The following is a 17254-nucleotide window of genomic DNA, read 5'->3' on the forward strand; positions in this document are numbered from 1 at the left end:
CGACGGTGGCGTGCTCCGTCGGAGCCTTCGTGGGTGGGGCGTCGTCATGGGGAGGGAACCTGCGCCGGCTCCTCCTCGTGGTGTACCCGAGCGCGTCCGGCGCAGAGCCGGTGCCGCCTTCTCGATCGAGTAGCGGCGAGGGGGCTCGTCGGCCTGTGCGACGGCGGGGTGTCGGCGGCGGTCGCGGCAGCCGGCGGGGGTGACGGACTGGGTGTGGTTGTGTTCGGTCGCACCCAGCCGCAAGGATGCGTTCATGACAAGTCGCCAGTGCCGTCGACGCCCTCTGCCATGCGGGCGTCCGCGCGGCGCCCCGCGCCACGAACCTGCCGCGGACCCCGCCGAGGGCACCTCGGAGACCGCTGGTGCCCTCGGCGAGGGCACCTCGGAGACCGCTGGTGCCTGCCTGCGCGACACCCCCGAGAGAAGGGACAACACATGCCGGCACCTCGTACGGCAACCGGGTTCGCCGTTCCCGCCGTGAGCCTGGCAGTGCTCACCGCGACGATGGCTCTGTCCCCCGTCGCGTACGCCGACGGATCCTCGACCGGACCCGCCAGTGGCACCTTCAGCGTGCTCACGTACAACGTCGCCGGGCTGCCCGAGCCGCTCTCCGGCAGCAAGCCCGCGAAGAACACCAAGGTGATCTCCCGGCGGATCAACGCCTACGACATCGTCAACGTCCAGGAGGACTTCGCGTACCACGCCGACCTCATCAAGCACGACGAGCACACGTACCGGACACCGCCGTCGGTTCCCGACTGGGTGCCAGTGCCCGGCGTGCCCTTCTCGGACGGCCTCAACACCCTGTCCGACTTCAAGCTGAAGAAGCTCGACCGGGTGACGTGGGACCGGTGTACCAACGCCGACTGCCTGACGCCGAAGGGATTCACCTACCTCCGACTGGAACTTCCGGGCGGAGCGTCCCTCGACCTCTACAACGCGCACATGAACGCGGGGTCCGGCACGGAGAAGATGCTGCGCGTCCGCCGTCACAACGTCCGTCAGCTGTCCGACTACATCAGGAAGCACTCCGCCGGCCGGGCGGTCATCGTGACGGGTGACACCAACAGCCGCTACACCAGGTCCGGCGACATCATCCGCGAGCTGCGGGACGACAACGGACTCACCGACGCCTGGGTCCGACTGGTGAAGGGCGGCACGACGCCCGATGTCGACGACGATGCGCCGACCTGCAAGGAATCCACCGAGTGTGAGCTCCTCGACAAGGTCTTCTACCGCAGCGGCCCGGGACTGACCCTGGACGCAGTCCGCTACAGCAATGAGTACGCGGAGTTCCTCGATTCCGAGGGGGAGCCGCTGTCCGATCACAATCCTCCGACCGTCACCTTCTCCTTCACCGTCGACGACGGGAACGGTGCTGCTGAGGCGCCCAAGGACGCGATCGTGCGCCGTCATTGATGAAAGCCACGGTTGCCACTCCGTCCGAAGCCGGGGCTGCGGGCACTCCACGACGAAACCGCCCCCGGCTTCGGGTGCGGCGGCGGTTTCGTCGTACGGGCTCCTGGCGGGCATCCCCGTTTCGCTTCGGGGGCGCCGCAGGGCAAGAGTGACGTTTCAGCTGGTCAGAGCCGTGCCATTCTGCCCGGGACCACCGTCGTGGGGGGGCATCCACGGGTTCCTCGGCAGATCAGGTTCCGTGGCCGTGCGCGTGGGCATTGACCGGCCGTGCCGGACGGGCATAGCGTGGCGCGCTCTGATCAACAGATGAGCCCACCGGCCCGGACGTAACGGGCTGGAGGAACGAGCCCTGTCCCGCCGGAGCATCGCATCGGGCACCCGTCGATCGACGGACAGCCCGTGCCCCGGCGCCGCCCGGCGGCAGTGTTGCCGTGGAGGCCGTCCCGCGGGCCCCGACGACGACGTGTGCTGGAGGCGAGGCGACGATGGGACCGGATGGCCCGGACACCGGGGATGGCCGGCGGAACTCCGAGGACTTCCGTCAGGACGTACTGGAAGCGGCCCGGATCCTGGGGTACCGCCCCGAGGTCATGGCCCGGCGCAACCGCCTCGCGATGATCCTCGTGGCTTTCGCCGTGTGTATGACCCTATTCGCGGTCGGCGTCATCGTCTTCTAGCGATCCGCCACGGCAGAGGTCCGGTACCCCGCGTGGTGAAGAGTGGGCCCGCACCCCCTGGACCGGGTCCCGTGCCACCACCTGAGGGACGTCCGGTGAACCTGCTCCACGGTGGAGGAGCGCCCATCGACAACCGACCGGTCCTCGGCTCGGTGGTGCTCCTGGCGTCATACGGCCGGCCTCATGACGACGGGAACGCCCCGTGCTGCATCGGCTCTTCGTCGTTGTGGACCGCAGTTGCCCGGCGGCCCGATCCGTCGGGCGCTGCGGCGCGCACAGGCTGCGCCCCCGCGGGTGGGTGAAGACCTGTTCCCGGCCGCAGCTCACCGCCGCCGCGACCAACCTCGCCCGCACCGACGCCCATCTCGCCCCGCACACCACGGGCCCGCAACCGCACCGCCTGTTCGTGGTGCTTCGTTCCGCGGACCAAGCGATCGGCGGAACGAAGCGACCAGGAACCCGGTTTGACCAACGGCGTCGATCGGCACAGCACGAGCCCGCACGCGCCAGGGTGTCGACGCCCTACTTACTGATGGGGCGGCTGAGGATGCTGAGGCGGTTGAGGCGCCTGCTGCTGGGGGTATCCGTAGCCCTCGGGCGGGACCGGGCCCCCGGGAAGCCCCGATTGGCCGGGCGCGGGGGGAGTACCCGGCAGCTGGCTCTGCGCGGGCGGCTGGCCCGGTGCGGGCGGCTGGGCGGCACCGGCGGGGAAGTGCTGCGGAAATCCCGGCTGGCCGGGCTGCGACTGCGGCGGCTGGAGGGCCGCCGGGTTCGGCACGGACGGCGCCTGCGACGGCAGCGGCTGCTGCCACTGCTGCTGGGCGCCCGGCTGCGGCGGGTACGGATGCTGTCCCCCGTACGGCGGCTGGCCCGGGTGCGGGGGCTGCCCACCTTGAGCGGGCGCTTGTGGGTTCGGCGCGTACGGCGGGGCCGCCTGACCCGGGTACGGTGCCGGCTGGTGACCCGGGTAGGGCTGGCCGGGCATCGGCGGTGCCATGTGCGGTGGCTGGTGGCCCTGGCCCTCGGACGTCCACAGCCCCTGCGCCTGCTGCGCGCGCACGAAGTCCTCGGCGACCATCGCGGACAGGTTGAAGTACGCCTCGCGCGTCTTCGGGCGCATCATGTCCAGGTTGACCTCGGCGCCGGCCGCCAGGTGCTCGTCGAACGGCACGACGACGACGCCGCGGCAGCGGGTCTCGAAGTGCTGCACGATGTCCTCGACCTTGATCATCTTTCCGGTCTCGCGGACTCCCGAGATCACGGTGATCGACCGTTGCACCAGGTCCGCGTAGCCGTGTGCCGAGAGCCAGTCGAGCGTGGTGCTCGCACTGCTCGCGCCGTCGACGGACGGGGTGGAGATGATGATCAGCTGATCGGCGAGGTCGAGAACCCCGCGCATGGCGCTGTAGAGGAGCCCGGTGCCGGAGTCGGTGAGGATGATCGGGTACTGCTTGCCCAGCACGTCGATCGCACGCCGGTAGTCCTCGTCGTTGAAGGTCGTCGAGACCGCCGGGTCCACGTCATTGGCGATGATCTCGAGACCCGAGGGCGCCTGCGACGTGAAGCGGCGGATGTCCATGTACGAGCTGAGGTACGGGATGGCCTGGACCAGGTCGCGGATGGTGGCCCCGGTCTCGCGGCGCACCCGGCGACCGAGCGTGCCGGCGTCCGGGTTGGCGTCGATGGCCAGGATCTTGTCCTGCCGCTCACTGGCCAGGGTCGAACCCAGCGCCGTGGTTGTCGTGGTCTTGCCGACGCCGCCCTTGAGGCTGATGACCGCGATGCGGTAGCAGGAGAGCACCGGCGTGCGGATCAGTTCGAGCTTGCGCTGGCGCTCGGCCTCCTCCTTCTTGCCACCGAGCTTGAAGCGGGAGGCGGCGCTCGGGGTACGACTCGACTTGGCCTTCTGCTTGTTGTTGCGCAGGAGGCGGTCCGAGGAGAGCTCCACGGCCGCGGTGTAACCGAGCGGCGCGCCCGGGACGGAACGCTCGCGCTGGTCGTGCGCCACGGGAGTGGGCCAGGCGGCGCCGGTCCTGGGGTCGACGGGCGCGCCCTGCGACGGGACCTGGCCCGCTGCCTGCGGGCCTGGCGCCTGCGGTCCCGGTGCCGCCTGCTGGGCGGGCAGGTGGGGCGGGGTGGGCATCGCCGGGTTCTGGGCCGGGAAGGCCTGGGGTGCCGGTGGGGGAAAGCCGTAACCGGCCGGTGGGACCTGCGCGTTCGGCCCGGGAGCGGCCGGCGGCGGGGGCGCCGGAGTCTGCTGGCCCTGGGCCGGCGCCGGGGAGGGCGCAGCGGACTGCGGGGGCTGGGGCGCCGGCAAGGGGAAGCCGTACCCGCCCTGCTGGGCGGGGACATGCGGTGTGGGCCGGTCCGGCTGCGGAAAGCCGTAGCCGCTCTGCTGGGCGGGGGTCGGGGCGCCGGCATGAGGTCCCGGCCAGCCGGACTGGGCCTGCTGGGGCGGCAACGGTTGGTCGGGCTGCTGTGTCGGCGCCGGCCACTGGGCAGCCGCCGTCGGTGCGGCCGGTCGGTACGCGGGCGGCAAGGGCGGAAGGGCGTCGCCCGCTGCCGGGTCGGCTGCGGCCCAGGGCTGTGCCGCGACAGGGCCGGGCGCCGCCCGGACGGTGTCGGTGGGCACCGAGTCCTGGGGGGAGGCATCAGCGGGCGCGTCGGCGGCCTCGGCGTCTCGTGGGCCCACCGCCGCGCCCGTGGCCTCCGCTGCGGGAACCACGGGCTCCGTCACCACGGGGGCGGACTCACCCCCGGCGCCCGGGAGTTCCCCAGCGGCGTCCCCGGGAGCGGACTCCGCGGCGTCCACGGCCTCGGTCGCGCCGGGGGCTTCGCCGTCCGGCGCTCTCTCGTCCGCACCGGGCGCGGCACCGGGCGCCGACTCGTTCCGGACGGCGTCGGTTTCCTCGGTGACCTCCTCGGCACGCGTGCCGCCTCCGGAGACCTGCACTGGGGCGGACGTACCCGCCTCCTCTGCGTCGACGGGCCCACCGCTCGCTGCGTCGCCCGGCTCAGTCGTACCCGTGACGGAGGGCTCATCGGCGCCATGCTCCGCAGAAGCAGCCGCAGCCGCCTCACGCTCGGCGATCTCCCGCTTCAGTGCGGCGGGGGAGAAGCGCATCGTGGCGCCGCTCTCGACGTCTCCACCGCCGAACGGCTGCGGCACGTCCGCCCCGGCGCCTGCGGGCACACTGGCCGGAGCCGGAGCCGGAGCCGGAGCCGGAGCCGGAGCCGGAGCCGGAGCCGGAGCCGGAGCCGGAGCCGGAGCCGGAGCCGGAGCCGCGTCGGGGGAGGGGGTGACGGGTGCCGCCGCAGCCCCGGACGAGGACGCCGCCGCCGGGTTCTGCAGGGGCGCCCAGTTCGGTTCGAAGCCACTGCCGGGGGGGAGGTCGGGAACGGCCACCGGGGCACCGGACGGCGGCGGTGCCGTCTGTGCCGTCCCGCTGGGACCGCCCGCCGCGTCCCCCGTCGCATTCTGGGTGTACCAGGCCGGCGGGGTGTAGTCGATGGTGAACTCACCCGTCATCTCTGAGGGCTCCGCGTCGGACTGATCGTCGACGGGCGTGTTCCAGCCCTCGCGGATCTCGTCCCGATCGCCGTTCACTTTGCCTCCTGTGGTCGAGCACCCTCGTGCCGTGGTGGGTGGGGGCGACCGTCATCGTCGTCCGATCCGCCTGGCTCTCCCCCGTGGGACGCCGCGTGCCTGCCCGCAGGTCGCTACGCGTCGCGTCCCCACCCTAAACGCCGATGCCGTCAGTAGGGCAGGCCGGACCACCCGGCAACGACTGTCCCGCTCCTCACGCCTGTCCTCAAGTGGCGCGGCCACGCCGGTGCGTGCAGAGCGAATCCGTCACATCCGCACGGACCGTGCCAATCGCGGTGCCGACATCCGGGACCGACACGAACGGGTGCCGCCCGGCGTCCGCCGGTCCGGCAGGGGGGCTCAGCGGAGGTCGAACTCCCCGTCGCGCGCACCGAGCACGAACGCCCGCCACTCCGCCTCGGTGTAGCGCAGCACGGTCTCCGGGGCCAAGGACGACCTCATGGCGACGGCGCCGTCGGGCAGATAGGCGATCTCGACCCGCTCCTCGTCCGGTCGGGTGCCGGGGGCGCCGTGCCACTCGACCTGGGAGATGTCGAGGGCGTACAGCTCGTCCTTCTCTTGTGCGCTCCCCATGAGTCACGCTTCCTTTCGGTCTTTCCGGGACGAACGCGCCCGATGCTCGGCGAGCGTGACCCAAGCGCCCAGGGACGCCGCTCAGTTGGATGTGGCCCGGGTCACTCCGGGCATCCTATCCAGCACGGACCGCGTCCGAGTCAGGGTCGACGGGGCCGGTGAACCCGTGGTAGGAGGTGACCCGGCCCGGCCGTCACGGCCGTGGGGTCAGTCCATCCTTCGTGCCACGCCCAGCAGTCCGGACTCGGCGTCCGTGGCAGTCGTCATCACCCAGTGGCGTTCCCGTCCGGAACACCAGAGCGTGACCCCGTCCGCCAGGGACGGCAGCGCCTCGCACTCGGCCCGTGACAACCCCAGTATCCGGGTGATCTGTTCCGCCTCCTGGGGCGAGACCCGCTGGACCCCCACGAGGGTGGCCGAGCGCAGCAGCCGGGGAGCGACCGGGCTCAGATAGGGCAGCAGCGTCAGCACCGACTGCCAGGGGGACGACACCACGCGCCCACGGGGCGGCCGCATGCCGCAGTCCCGCACCACGACGACCGGACTGCCCACCGTCGCCCCCATCGGGGGAACACGGCCCACGTCGTGCAGCGTGATGCACTCCAGACCCGCTCCCGCGGCCTGCGCCAGACGCGTCCACTCCTGGGCGCGTCCGGTCTCCACGGCCACCCGGGCGCCCGTACCGGCGGCACGCAGGGCGAGTACCTGTGCCGTCCACAGTCCGCCGATCAGCAGCACGTCGTACGGTGTCGAGCGGTGGAACCCCACCATCTGCGGGCGTCCCTCGGCGTCGTCGCCGATCACCACGCCGTCGTCCCCGACAGGAAGCGACAGTGCGCCCAACTGGCTGACAGGCAGGCTGTGGCCCGCGTGCCGCGGACCCAACAGCCCCCGCGGGCCACGGGGTGAACCGTTGCGGGTCGTCGTCATCGCACACCTCCGAGTGGCAACGTGGCCAGCACGCCGGGCAACTGTTCGCGGTCCAGGCGCAGCAGTCCCACCTTGGCGCTCCGGGCGGCCTGCTCCAACGCCCTGCGCACGCCCACGAGTTCCGTGTCGGACACGCCCGTGATCCGCACGTGGCTGCCGACGGTCATCGCCCCCTGACGAGAGCCGTGCCGCAGGGTGAGACTGAAGGTGGTCGCATGGGCAGGCGCCGACGTGAGCGTCGACACCAATGCGGGAAGGGGGGTCGTACCCGGGCCCAGCTCCGGCCAACGGCCGACGGCGTAGGTCGTGTGCCATCGATTGTCACAGCGCCAGACCCGTGAGGTCTCGGCGGTCCTGCGGTGCGGGGTCGCATCGGGGCGCCCCGCCCTGGCGGCGGCCCCCGGACTGGCGCAAGCAGCCGTGGCCACTGCGGAGTTCAGCTCCTCCTGGTCCAGCACCGCGGCCTGGAAGCCGGCGCCGACGATGCGGCTCGCCACGTGATCCGCAGCACGCACCAGGCAGCGCTGCGCACCCTCCATCCCGCCGCCCCGAGCCTCGACGGCCTCGCGGCAGCGTTCGGGGTCCAGCTTCACCGCCACCCACGTCAGGCGGAGCGCGGGCGACCCGGTCCGCTCCTGCAGCGGGGCGTACGAAAGTCGCGCCACCGACTGCTGAGGCAGGTGCGGTGCCGGTGCCGATCGCACCTGCTGCACCAACTGCACCGACTCCAGTGCGATGTCGTCCACGGTGAGCGCGTCACCGAGGAGGGACAGCGGAAGCGCCCGGGCGCCGGAAGCGGGTCGCAGGGACGATCCGCTCGCCTCGACCCTCACCACCGCGGTCAGGAAGGTGCCGTCACCGAGCATCCCGACCGTGCGCCGATCGCGGTCCACATAGGTGAAGGGGCGGATGCCCGGTACGGCTTCGACGACCGGTGCCAGGGACGGTTCCACGTCCGGCGCGGCAGGAGCCGTCGCCCGATTGCGCGAGCGCAGGGAGACGGCCGTCGACAGCCAGTCCGGCACCGCCTGCCCGCGGCGGCGTACTACGGCCAACAGCACCAGTACGCAGGCCGCCACGGAGGCGGGCACCAGCCAGAGGCTACCGAGCGCGGCACCCACGACGACCAGCGCGAGCGCCACCTCGACGAGCACCAGCTGCCTCAACTCGAAGGGTCCGAGACGGCCGGCTCGGGACAGCGTGCGCATCGTCGCCGACGTGCCAGCCGCCCGATACGCATTCCCTGCACGGACGTTGCTGCGTTGCCGCCGGGAAGTCTCGGGGGCCCGTCCGGAACTCCGCCCACTCCGCTCGCGCGTCGCCGTACCCATCGCCGCGTTGCCCCCCTCGTGTCCGTATTTACCAAATTCCCATGGGCGTTGACCGGGCGATCACCCTACCTGAGCAGTGCGGAGCAAACGCCAGCAGGCATAGTAGGGGGCCGTGCAGCTGCGGGGCCCACGACGAGCGTGTGGGAACCTGGTCGCCCAGCGGGGAGAGGGACAGCGGACAGATGGCATCACGACGGGACGAACTCAACGCATACACCTTCGCGAAGCGGAGACTGATCGCACAGTTCGTACAGCCCAACACGACCGGTTCCGAGGAGGGTGCCCCCAAGCCGCTGCGTGCGGTGATGCCCGGAGCCGTCGTGGGTGTCGTCGTCCTCGCGGTCTTCGGCGCCTGGGGCATGTTCAAGCCCGTAGCGCCGCAGAAGTGGGACGCACCCGGTGAGAACGTCATCATCGCGAGCAAGTCCACGACCCGCTACGTGGTGTTGACGACGGGCGGCAAGAAGCAGCTGCACCCGGTCCTCAACATGTCCTCCGCCAAGCTCCTCCTCGACCCCGACAAGGGCAAGGTCATCAACGTCGACGAGTCCGTACTCGACAGCGGAAGGATCCCGCACGGCGCCACCCTGGGCATTCCCTACGCCCCCGACCGGCTGCCCGACGCCAAGGAAGCCGGCCTCCCGAAGCGTTGGGCCGTCTGCGAGCGTCCGGGCGAGGGTGGCCGGGCCATCCAGAAGGCGGCCTTCGTGCTGGCGGCGCGCGAGGAGAAGAAGACGGAGGGCGAAAACCGGCTGCGGGGCGGTGAACTGCTCTACGTCGAGGGACCCGACAAGGCGCGCTACATCGTCGACGCCGACGGCACGGCGTACCCGGTGGCCAAGGACGAACTCCTCCTGCGGCAGCTGGTGGGCCAGGGCCGAGCGGCCCAGCGCGTGTCCACCGCCTGGCTCGACACCCTCCACAAGGGCGACCGGATCTCCTTCCCGACGATTCCCGCGCCGGGTACCGACGCCGGAATCGCCGGCGGCCTGGACCAGGACCTGAACAAGGTGGGCACCGTCCTCACCGCGACCGACGGAACCAAGGACCAGAACTACGTGGTCCTGCCGGGACGGGTCGCGCCCGTCTCCGACTTCATGGCGAAGCTCCTCCTCAACAGCAGGGAACTGGTCCGCCTCGGTCAGGCGGGGCGGGCGAAGCCGGTCAGCGCGGCCACCTTCCGCCCGGGCCGGCCGTTCGGGCAGGACAAGAAGTGGCCGACGCACTCCCCAACGCCCGTGAACACGCCCACCACCGAGGACGGCAGCCGCAACACCGTGTGCAACGTCCTGCGGACGGTGGGCGAGAAGGGTTCCACCACGCTCAGCACCTGGGCTGGCACCGACTTCCCCGCGACGCTGCCCACGGGGTCCAGCAGCGCCTACGTCACCCCCGGATCCGGTCAACTCTTCCGCCAGTTCAAGGGCTCCCGCACCGACACCGGTTTCCTCTTCCTGGTCACCGACACCGGCCTGCGCTACGCGATGCAGTCCAACGGCGACAGCGCCACGGACGACTCCGGCATCGGCACCTCGGGGTCCGCCAAGGACAAGGAGGCCCGCCAGCAGGAAGCCCAACAGGCCCAGAACCGACTCGGGTACAAGGGCGTGGACCCCGCGGCCATCCCCGCTGCCTGGTCCACCTTCCTGCCGACCGGCCCCCGGTTGTCCACGGGAGCCGCTCGTCAGCCGCAGGGCTCGTGAGGACGGGGCTCACCATGACGAACCTCCACCGTCGGCTGGCCGCTCTCGCCGCGGCCGCGACGCTCGCGTTCATCGGTCTGCCGGCGAGCCCCGCGGCGGCCGACTCACCGGACCAGTGCACCTTCCCCGGAAAGACGTACGAGGCCCGTCCGTGGGCCCTGCAGCGCGTCATGCTGGACGAACTGTGGAAGCAGTCCACCGGCAAGGGAGTGCGGGTCGCCGTCATCGACACGGGCGTCGACGTCAAGAATCCGCAACTGACCTCCGCGGTCGACACCAAGGCCGGACGGAACTTCCTCCCGAAGGACCTCAAGGACGCCAACGGCAACAAGCTCGATCGCGGCAAGGACGACGGCACCTCGGACACCGTGGGCCACGGGACCAAGGTCGCGGGCATCATCGCCGCCCGCCCCGTGAAGGGAACGGGCTTCGTCGGGCTGGCTCCCGACGCCACGATCATCCCGATCGACCAGAACGACGCCGAAGGACACGGAACCGCCGAGAGCCTCGCCGCCGCGATCGACCACGCGGTCCGCGTCCGCGCGGACGTCATCAACATTTCCCAGGACACGGCCAAAGCGGTCAAACCCACACCCCTGTTGGAAAGGGCCGTGGACAACGCGCTCACACGCGGTGTCGTGGTCGTCGCCTCGGCGGGCAACGATGGCCTGGGCGGGAACGTGAAGGAGACCTACCCCGCCTCGTTCGACGGCGTCCTCGCGGTGGCCGCCTCCGACCGCAACAACGAACGCGCACCCTTCTCCCAGTCGGGGGAATTCGTCGGCGTGGCAGCCCCCGGCGTGGACATGGTCTCCACCGTCCCCGGAGGCGGCCACTGCGCCGACAACGGCACCAGTTTCTCGGCCCCTTACGTGGCGGCGATCGCCGCGCTCATCAAGAGCAAGCACCCCAAGTGGACGCAGAAGCAGATCGTCGCGCAGATCGAGCAGACCGCGGAGAGGTCGATCGCGGGCCATGACCGGCTCGTGGGCTGGGGAGTCGTCGACCCGGTGAGTGCACTGACCGAGGACGACAAGCCCGTCGAGCAGCCCGTCGCCCACGAGGGCGTGACGAGGGCGGAAGCGCCGACCCCGGCGGAGATCCACCTCGGGGAGACGGCGGATGAACGCAATGCCCGTCTGGCCACGTACGTCGTGGTGGGAGGCGCCGTGCTGGTCGCGGCGATCGCGGGCAGCGCGGTGGCCGTACGGGACGCGCGGCGGCGATCGCGCAGGCTTGCCGCCGGACCCGGAGACGAGTACGCGGTGAGTAGCTGAACGGGCGGGTCCCGCGATTGCAACCGCATAGGTCGGGTTGATCGTCGACCTTGTGAAGTTGGCTCCACATTAAGGGACTTGGGACTGTCAGACCGCGTGACTACAGTGGTCTGCGTGTATGGGTAAACGATGAGTCGCCGGCTGGCGACGAGTGAACCTGTGACAGCAATGGCAAACGGGGAGGAACGGGAGTAATGGGCGGAGCAGGTGGCGGGGGCGGCTCTGGCGGCGGCGGTGATCTCGAGCGCGGCCTCGGCGCACTCAAGAACTTCCAGAAGAAGGTGAACAAGCTGCTCGGCGACCTCGAAGAGGGCGCCGGCAGCGCCACCAAGTTCGAGGAGCAGCGCGTTTCACGGGCCTCGTTCAGCGGCTCCAGCATGCCGTTCGCGGAAGCCGACGGCTTCTACAGCCAGTACAACCGGGTGCACACGTCACTCGTCTCGCTCTCCAAGTCCCTGAGCGACCAGATCGAGCTGCTGAGCATCGGCGTCCACGGTGCGGACGTCGGCTTCAACAACGTGGAAGACGAGATGCGGCGCCGCTTCCACCAGATCCAGACCCGTCTGGACGCCAGGCGAGAGACCGAGGACCACGGCGGGAAGGGCGCAGGGTCCGGTCAGCACCGCAACAAGGACAATACGCTTCCTACGGATATCGGGTGATATCTGATGAGTGACAAGAAGCCGCAGAAGGAACTGACTCCCGAACAGCACCAGGCTGAAGTCGCAAAGCAGCAGGGCGATCAGGCCACCCAGTTGAAGAATCAGTTCGAAGCGACGAACGCCTACGAACAGATCGCGGCATCGGGGAACCCGTGGATCCCCCTCCCTGGTGGGATCTTCGGCAAGACGAGCTTCGAGCAGGCTCAGCTCAACGCGATGCTCGACCTCATGGAGCACGCGAACCCGTCGGACCTGTCGAGCGCGGGCGATGCCCTGAAGAAGGCGACGACGGCTCTGAACGAGGCGGCCAAAGAGCTGGAGGACTACGTCAGGGTCGTCGAGTGGAAGGGCGACTCCGGCACCGAGTTCCGTCGGTACGGCAAGGAGCTCGTCACCTACGCCTACGGCCTCGGGACCTTCGCCAACGCCATCGGCACCCAGATGGTCGAGGCGAGCACGGGGCTGAGCTCCGTACGAAGCGCGCTGCCGCCGCGTGATGGTCGGGCGAACCCGAAGAAGGTCGAGGACTTCAAGCCGTCCGAGCGCAGGGACGACAACCCGGAGTACGCGCAGGCGGTGAAGGCGGAGCAGCACCGCCAGGAAGCCATCAACCAGATGAACCGCCTGGCGTCCTTCTACGGGGTTTCGGAGCAGACCCTGGCGGCGCAGGAGCCGCCGAAGCTCCCGAACTCACTTGGCGCGCCGGTGCCGCCGCCGAGTGCCCAGTACCGTGCGGATGACGACTCAACGGGCGGCTCAGGGGCAGTTGACGCCCCTCGTAGTTCCGGGCACCCATCGGTGGCTGACCAGCCAGAGTCCAGTGGAGGAAACGGAGCGCACCCTCGCGCGGGAGTCCCTGGTGTAGCGCCACAGCTGCCCGATCGTGACACATCGATGGAAATCGACAGCGTCACGGCTCCACCGGCGCCCCCCACGGCTCCCAGCGGCGCACCACCCTCCCCGGTCACCGGTACGGCGGTCCCGTCGACCAGCCAGGTGCCTCCTCTGGCTCCTGCGCTGGGAATTTCCGCACGGGGCACGGGACCGAAGGCTGGCCCTGCGTTCGGTCCTCGAACCGCGGGACCGAACGCAGGCCAGCTCGGTCGGACAAGCTCAGGGTCAGGTCCGGCGGCTAGCGGACGTTCCGGCCCCGCGGGGCGGCCCGGTGGCGCCCAGGCCACTGCGAGCGGGCGTCAGGGACTCGTGGGTCGGCCGGTGAACCCGACCACGGCCAGCCCGTCCACCGGCCGGACTGGCACACCCGGGCCTGCTGGCCAGAACGCTGTCGGGCGGAACGGCAGTACGGGTCAGCAGGCGACTGGCCGGGTTGGACAGGGCACTTCCAATGGCTCCCGAGCCGGCCGCTCGAACGGCATCGTGGGCGGCACCCCGCAGCGCTCCACGGGAGGCTCCACCAGTTCCCGGATCCCCCGTGGCACGGTCATCGGGGCGGATGGGTCTCCTCAGGGGCGTGCCAGCGCCGGGAAGCCCGGCCAGTCAGGCGTCATCGGGTCCAACCGGGGCAACGGTGCGCAACGCTCTGTTGGCAAGGGCACGGCGAGTGTCAACGGAGTCGTCGGCACGCCTCGGAACGGTTCCTCGTCAGGGAAACCAGTCGCAGGAAATGCGGCTGGCGGTGGTTCTGCTCAGCGCAACACCCGTGACAAGGATCAGGAGCGCGCCCGGTCCGAGCGTCCTGACTACCTGACGGAAGACGAAGAGACCTGGGCTACGCGACGTCGTGGTGCAGTTCCACCCGTGATCGACTGAGCACAGAGAAGGTTTGGAAGTCTGATGACAGCAGCAGCGAGCCGGGCGTGGTGGCGTCCCAGCCGGCGAAGTCTCGCGTGCGGACTGGCCCTGGTGACGTTCACGGTCGGGATGGGCGGAACGCCGACCGCAGCCGCCGCGGAGGGCGTGCAGTCGAAGCAGTGGTACCTCGACGCAATGCACGCCGATGAGATCTGGAAGAAGACCACCGGCAAGGGCATCAAGGTTGCTGTCATCGACACGGGCGTAAACGCGTCCACGCCGTCCCTGAAGGGGCAGGTACTACCTGGCCTTGACGCTGCGGACGTCAAGGGCGACGAGACCGATGACTACACCGGCCATGGAACGACCATCGCAGAGTTGATCGCAGGTACGGGGAAAGGTGGCGGTCTCAAAGGTCTCGCCCCAAGCGTGAAGATCATTCCCTACCGGATTTCCAACACGGATCTGCAGAACCGTGAGGCAGTGAACGGGTTTGACCAAAGAGACGCGATTCGTGCTGCTGCCGACAGCGATGCGCAGATCATCAACATGTCCTTTGGCACCATCTACAGGAACCCCCAAATCAGGGAAGCCGTTGAGTATGCGGAGCGCAAGGGGAAGCTGTTCTTCGCCGCCGTTGGCAACAATGCCAAGAAGGGAAACGAACCGTCTTATCCAGCGGCCTACAGGCAGGTAGTTGGCATCGCGGCGTCCTCGCCGGAGGGTCGCGTATCCGACTATTCTCAGCACGGGGATTCCGTAGAGCTCGCCGCCCCCGGCGACGACATTCCTTACTGGTGTGACTCCAGCTTTAAACGCTACTGCGACGGGAATGGCGGCACCAGCGCTGCGACCGCAATTGCCTCCGCCTCCGCCGCGCTGATCTGGTCAATACACCCAGACTGGACTGCAAACCAGGTCCTCCGGGTCATGTTCGAAAGCGCGGGCCGGGGCGAGGACGGGAACAAGACCACCCTCAGCGAGTACTACGGCCACGGAATCGTCCGCCCCAACGCCCACATCAACCGCGGTCTCGGCAAGCCCGGAGACCCCGACGTCAGCCCGCTCACCGGCGAGCGGACGGATGGCTCACCAGCCCCCTCCACCCCGACTGCACCAGGTTCGTCACAAGCCCCGAAGGGCAAGCCCGGCGCCGACGCAGTCGTGGCAGGCTCCGGCAAGAGCGCAGAGGACGATGGTCAGTTGGGCCTCATCGTCGGCGGAGTCGTCGCCGTGGTCGTCCTCGCGGCCGGGGCGTTCGTCCTCGCGCGCAGGCGTCGCACCAGTTGATCCCGGCACTCACACCGACGTGGCGGTCGGCGCGTCCGCCCGCCCGGCTCACGCACACAACGGTGAGACACAGGCTCACCGAGAACCTCTAGAGAGGAACACCAACGCATGGCAGTCCAGAAGGTCAATGGCGTAGCCCTCAAGTCGTTGCAGGGCGAGCTCACGCACAACTTCGAGGACGTCAAGGGCCAGCTCCGCTCCCTGCAGGGCACCATCGACAGCCTCGAGGGCCGCTGGCAGGGTATCGGCGCCGGCGCGTTCAACGACAAGCAGGCCCAGATCAACCACCGCATGGTCCACATCGGCAAGCTTCTGCTGAAGTTCCAGGAGGCGATCGAGGCCGCCCGGACCATCGCCGGCAACACCGACGACGATGTCCTCCAGGCCATGCGTGGCGTCAACGTGGCCGACGGCTACGTCGGCGACGCCGGCGCCGAGAGGGCCGTCTCGAACATCGCGAAGCTCTGATATTTCCGCGGCCGTCATACGCACTCGGCCACCTCGCCACATTTACCACGTAATTGGAGGACCGCATGGCTCACGACAACGACACGATGGTCGTTACGTATGCCTCGCTCACGGAAGCAGCCGGAGAGATCCGGAAGCAGGCGAACAAGCTCGACCAGAGCCTCGAGGCCATTCAGGCGAAGATCCGCCAGGTCTCGGCGCTGTGGGAGGGTGAGGCGCGTGAGGCCTACAACACCGCCCAGGCCGACTGGGACAAGCAGGCCAAGGAGATCCACACCGCGCTGATGGAGATCGCCGGCCGGGTCGACGAGGCAGCTCCCGCCTACAAGGGCGGCGACAAGAGGGCCGCTCAGAACTTCATGTAGTAGGCGCTTCTTCAGTGAGACGGGGTGGGCGTGTGCGGGAGGCGCCCACCCCGCGAGCAAGAGTCAATGGTTGTTCATCGGTTGAGTACCACCGGCTTGGTGATGCCGGTTCGTCGCCCGGCCGGCTCTCCGTCAGATTGCTGTCATCCCAAGCGTCAGGATCCCAGGGCCACGGTCACGATGACCGCTGTGATCGCGCGGTCCAGCGATACTTGGTGGAGGATGCCGGACGAATGTGCCGCGAGGCCCCTCATCGTCGGCCGTTCCGTCATCGAGACAGGGATGCCGCACTCTTTTCGCCCTCCAGCCGCTGCACAGTGGCGCGCAGCCCGGCCCTCACCAACGGGTCGGCATATCGGCTTACCTCGTTGAGCGTGCCTCTGTGCCTGAGGGGTAGGGCGGCGCCTCGGAAGCGAGCACCCTCGGTGATTCGTACGCAGACGGACCGTGGCGAAAATCGACTCGATGGGACTCGTGGTCCGCAGGGGATCCAGTGCTCGGCGGGGAAGTCGTAGGACGCCGGAACCTCGTCCTCTTCATCGTCGATCTTCTTGACTGCCGTGGGGAACTTCGCTCCGTACGGCCTGGCGAATGCCTGGATGGCCTTTGCGACGTGGTCGCGGGCCTCGGGTTGCAGATGGCCCGGATGGCAATCTTCAGTCGCCGGCTTTGACCTCGACGATCCCAGCCGCGGCGGTCACCGTCCGCGGCTGGTGGTAGACGCTGCGGGCGACCAGGCGTCGGCCGTCGCCATCCCGCTCACCTGCCGACTCGGCCGGGTGGCTGCTGACGTCCGCTTCCAAGCGCGGAGGCAAGCACCGCCTGGTGCCCGCTGGCACGTCCTCGTCGATCAGGGATCCGACTGGCGTGGAACCGTCAGAGTTGACCACCGCGAGTACGGGCGTGCCTTTCCGACCGGTGCTGCGAACACCGGCCTGCTCATGGACTCAATCGACCACTCGGGAAGGTACGGCCTCCCAGGGTGATCCACAGGAATTGAACATGGCTCGCACCACGGCTCGTCGTGGTCGGGCCCGCCCCGTCCCGCCGTCGGAACGGAGCAGCGCTGCCGGTGGGGAGAACGGATAGCGGGGGGGGTTGGGGGCGGGGGGGGGCGGGGGGGGCGGGGGGGGGTGCAGTGGCAATGCCGTGTCAGATGCCGTGCTTCTTGAGGATCGCTTCGATATCGCTGAAGTCCTC

The 17254-nt window shown here is 69.6% G+C and carries 14 protein-coding genes; 9 read left to right on the forward strand and 5 right to left on the reverse strand.

All coding sequences use genetic code 11. The features are described 5' to 3' along the window. The first annotated feature begins 435 nt into the window (after window positions 1–435). The gene (locus ACFXOM_RS14630) at window positions 436–1419 is read left to right on the forward strand and encodes an endonuclease (RefSeq protein WP_385038048.1); all 984 of its coding nucleotides are present in this window, start codon (window positions 436–438) and stop codon (window positions 1417–1419) included. Window positions 1420–1904: 485 nt separating this feature from the next. Further along, complete coding sequence (locus ACFXOM_RS14635; protein ID WP_384941677.1) at window positions 1905–2096, forward strand: hypothetical protein; 192 nt, start codon at window positions 1905–1907, stop codon at window positions 2094–2096. A gap of 526 nt (window positions 2097–2622) precedes the next feature. Here ACFXOM_RS14635 and ACFXOM_RS14640 read toward each other — a convergent pair. The 4 genes from ACFXOM_RS14640 to eccE form a co-directional block, all read right to left on the reverse strand. Continuing rightward, a complete protein-coding gene (locus ACFXOM_RS14640) occupies window positions 2623–5703 on the reverse strand; it encodes an SCO5717 family growth-regulating ATPase (RefSeq protein ID WP_385038051.1) in 3081 nt (1026 codons plus the stop codon). A gap of 339 nt (window positions 5704–6042) precedes the next feature. Further along, window positions 6043–6276, reverse strand: a complete 234-nt coding sequence (locus tag ACFXOM_RS14645) for a DUF397 domain-containing protein (protein WP_384941681.1) — start codon at window positions 6274–6276, stop codon at window positions 6043–6045. Between the two features lie 207 nt (window positions 6277–6483). Beyond that, on the reverse strand, window positions 6484–7206 hold the full coding sequence (locus ACFXOM_RS14650; protein ID WP_384948510.1) for a hypothetical protein: 723 nt from the start codon (window positions 7204–7206) through the stop codon (window positions 6484–6486). Next, window positions 7203–8414 (reverse strand): type VII secretion protein EccE, encoded by a 1212-nt coding sequence (gene eccE / locus ACFXOM_RS14655; RefSeq protein WP_384941685.1) that lies wholly within the window; start codon window positions 8412–8414, stop codon window positions 7203–7205. The genes ACFXOM_RS14650 and eccE overlap by 4 nt, the downstream gene beginning before the upstream one ends. A gap of 305 nt (window positions 8415–8719) precedes the next feature. On the opposite strand from eccE, the gene eccB reads away from it, so the two are divergent. The 7 genes from eccB (at window position 8720) to ACFXOM_RS14690 (ending at window position 16054) form a co-directional block, all read left to right on the forward strand. Further along, window positions 8720–10240 carry a type VII secretion protein EccB gene (eccB, locus tag ACFXOM_RS14660; protein ID WP_384948507.1) on the forward strand — a complete coding sequence of 507 codons (1521 nt, stop codon included), beginning with the start codon at window positions 8720–8722 and terminating at the stop codon, window positions 10238–10240. Between the two features lie 14 nt (window positions 10241–10254). After that, window positions 10255–11517 carry a type VII secretion-associated serine protease mycosin gene (mycP, locus tag ACFXOM_RS14665; RefSeq protein WP_384941689.1) on the forward strand — a complete coding sequence of 421 codons (1263 nt, stop codon included), beginning with the start codon at window positions 10255–10257 and terminating at the stop codon, window positions 11515–11517. A 194-nt stretch (window positions 11518–11711) separates the two neighbouring features. Beyond that, window positions 11712–12179: a hypothetical protein gene (locus ACFXOM_RS14670; RefSeq protein WP_384941691.1), complete on the forward strand. Its 468-nt coding sequence runs from the start codon at window positions 11712–11714 to the stop codon at window positions 12177–12179. A 6-nt stretch (window positions 12180–12185) separates the two neighbouring features. Next, window positions 12186–13949, forward strand: a complete 1764-nt coding sequence (locus ACFXOM_RS14675) for a hypothetical protein (RefSeq protein WP_385038054.1) — start codon at window positions 12186–12188, stop codon at window positions 13947–13949. Between the two features lie 24 nt (window positions 13950–13973). Continuing rightward, window positions 13974–15221, forward strand: coding sequence for a S8 family serine peptidase (locus ACFXOM_RS14680; RefSeq protein ID WP_385038057.1), 1248 nt, complete (start codon window positions 13974–13976; stop codon window positions 15219–15221). A 108-nt stretch (window positions 15222–15329) separates the two neighbouring features. Further along, window positions 15330–15689 carry a WXG100 family type VII secretion target gene (locus ACFXOM_RS14685; RefSeq protein WP_384941696.1) on the forward strand — a complete coding sequence of 120 codons (360 nt, stop codon included), beginning with the start codon at window positions 15330–15332 and terminating at the stop codon, window positions 15687–15689. A 65-nt stretch (window positions 15690–15754) separates the two neighbouring features. Continuing rightward, entirely contained in the window at window positions 15755–16054 is a 300-nt protein-coding gene (locus tag ACFXOM_RS14690; RefSeq protein ID WP_384941698.1) for a WXG100 family type VII secretion target, read from the forward strand. 656 nt (window positions 16055–16710) lie between these two features. Here ACFXOM_RS14690 and ACFXOM_RS14695 read toward each other — a convergent pair. Then, entirely contained in the window at window positions 16711–16857 is a 147-nt protein-coding gene (locus ACFXOM_RS14695) for a hypothetical protein (RefSeq protein WP_384941699.1), read from the reverse strand. Window positions 16858–17254: the final 397 nt, after the last annotated feature.

The organism is Streptomyces sp. NPDC059169 (genome assembly GCF_042755225.1).
Classification (GTDB): Bacteria; Actinomycetota; Actinomycetes; order Streptomycetales; family Streptomycetaceae; genus Streptomyces.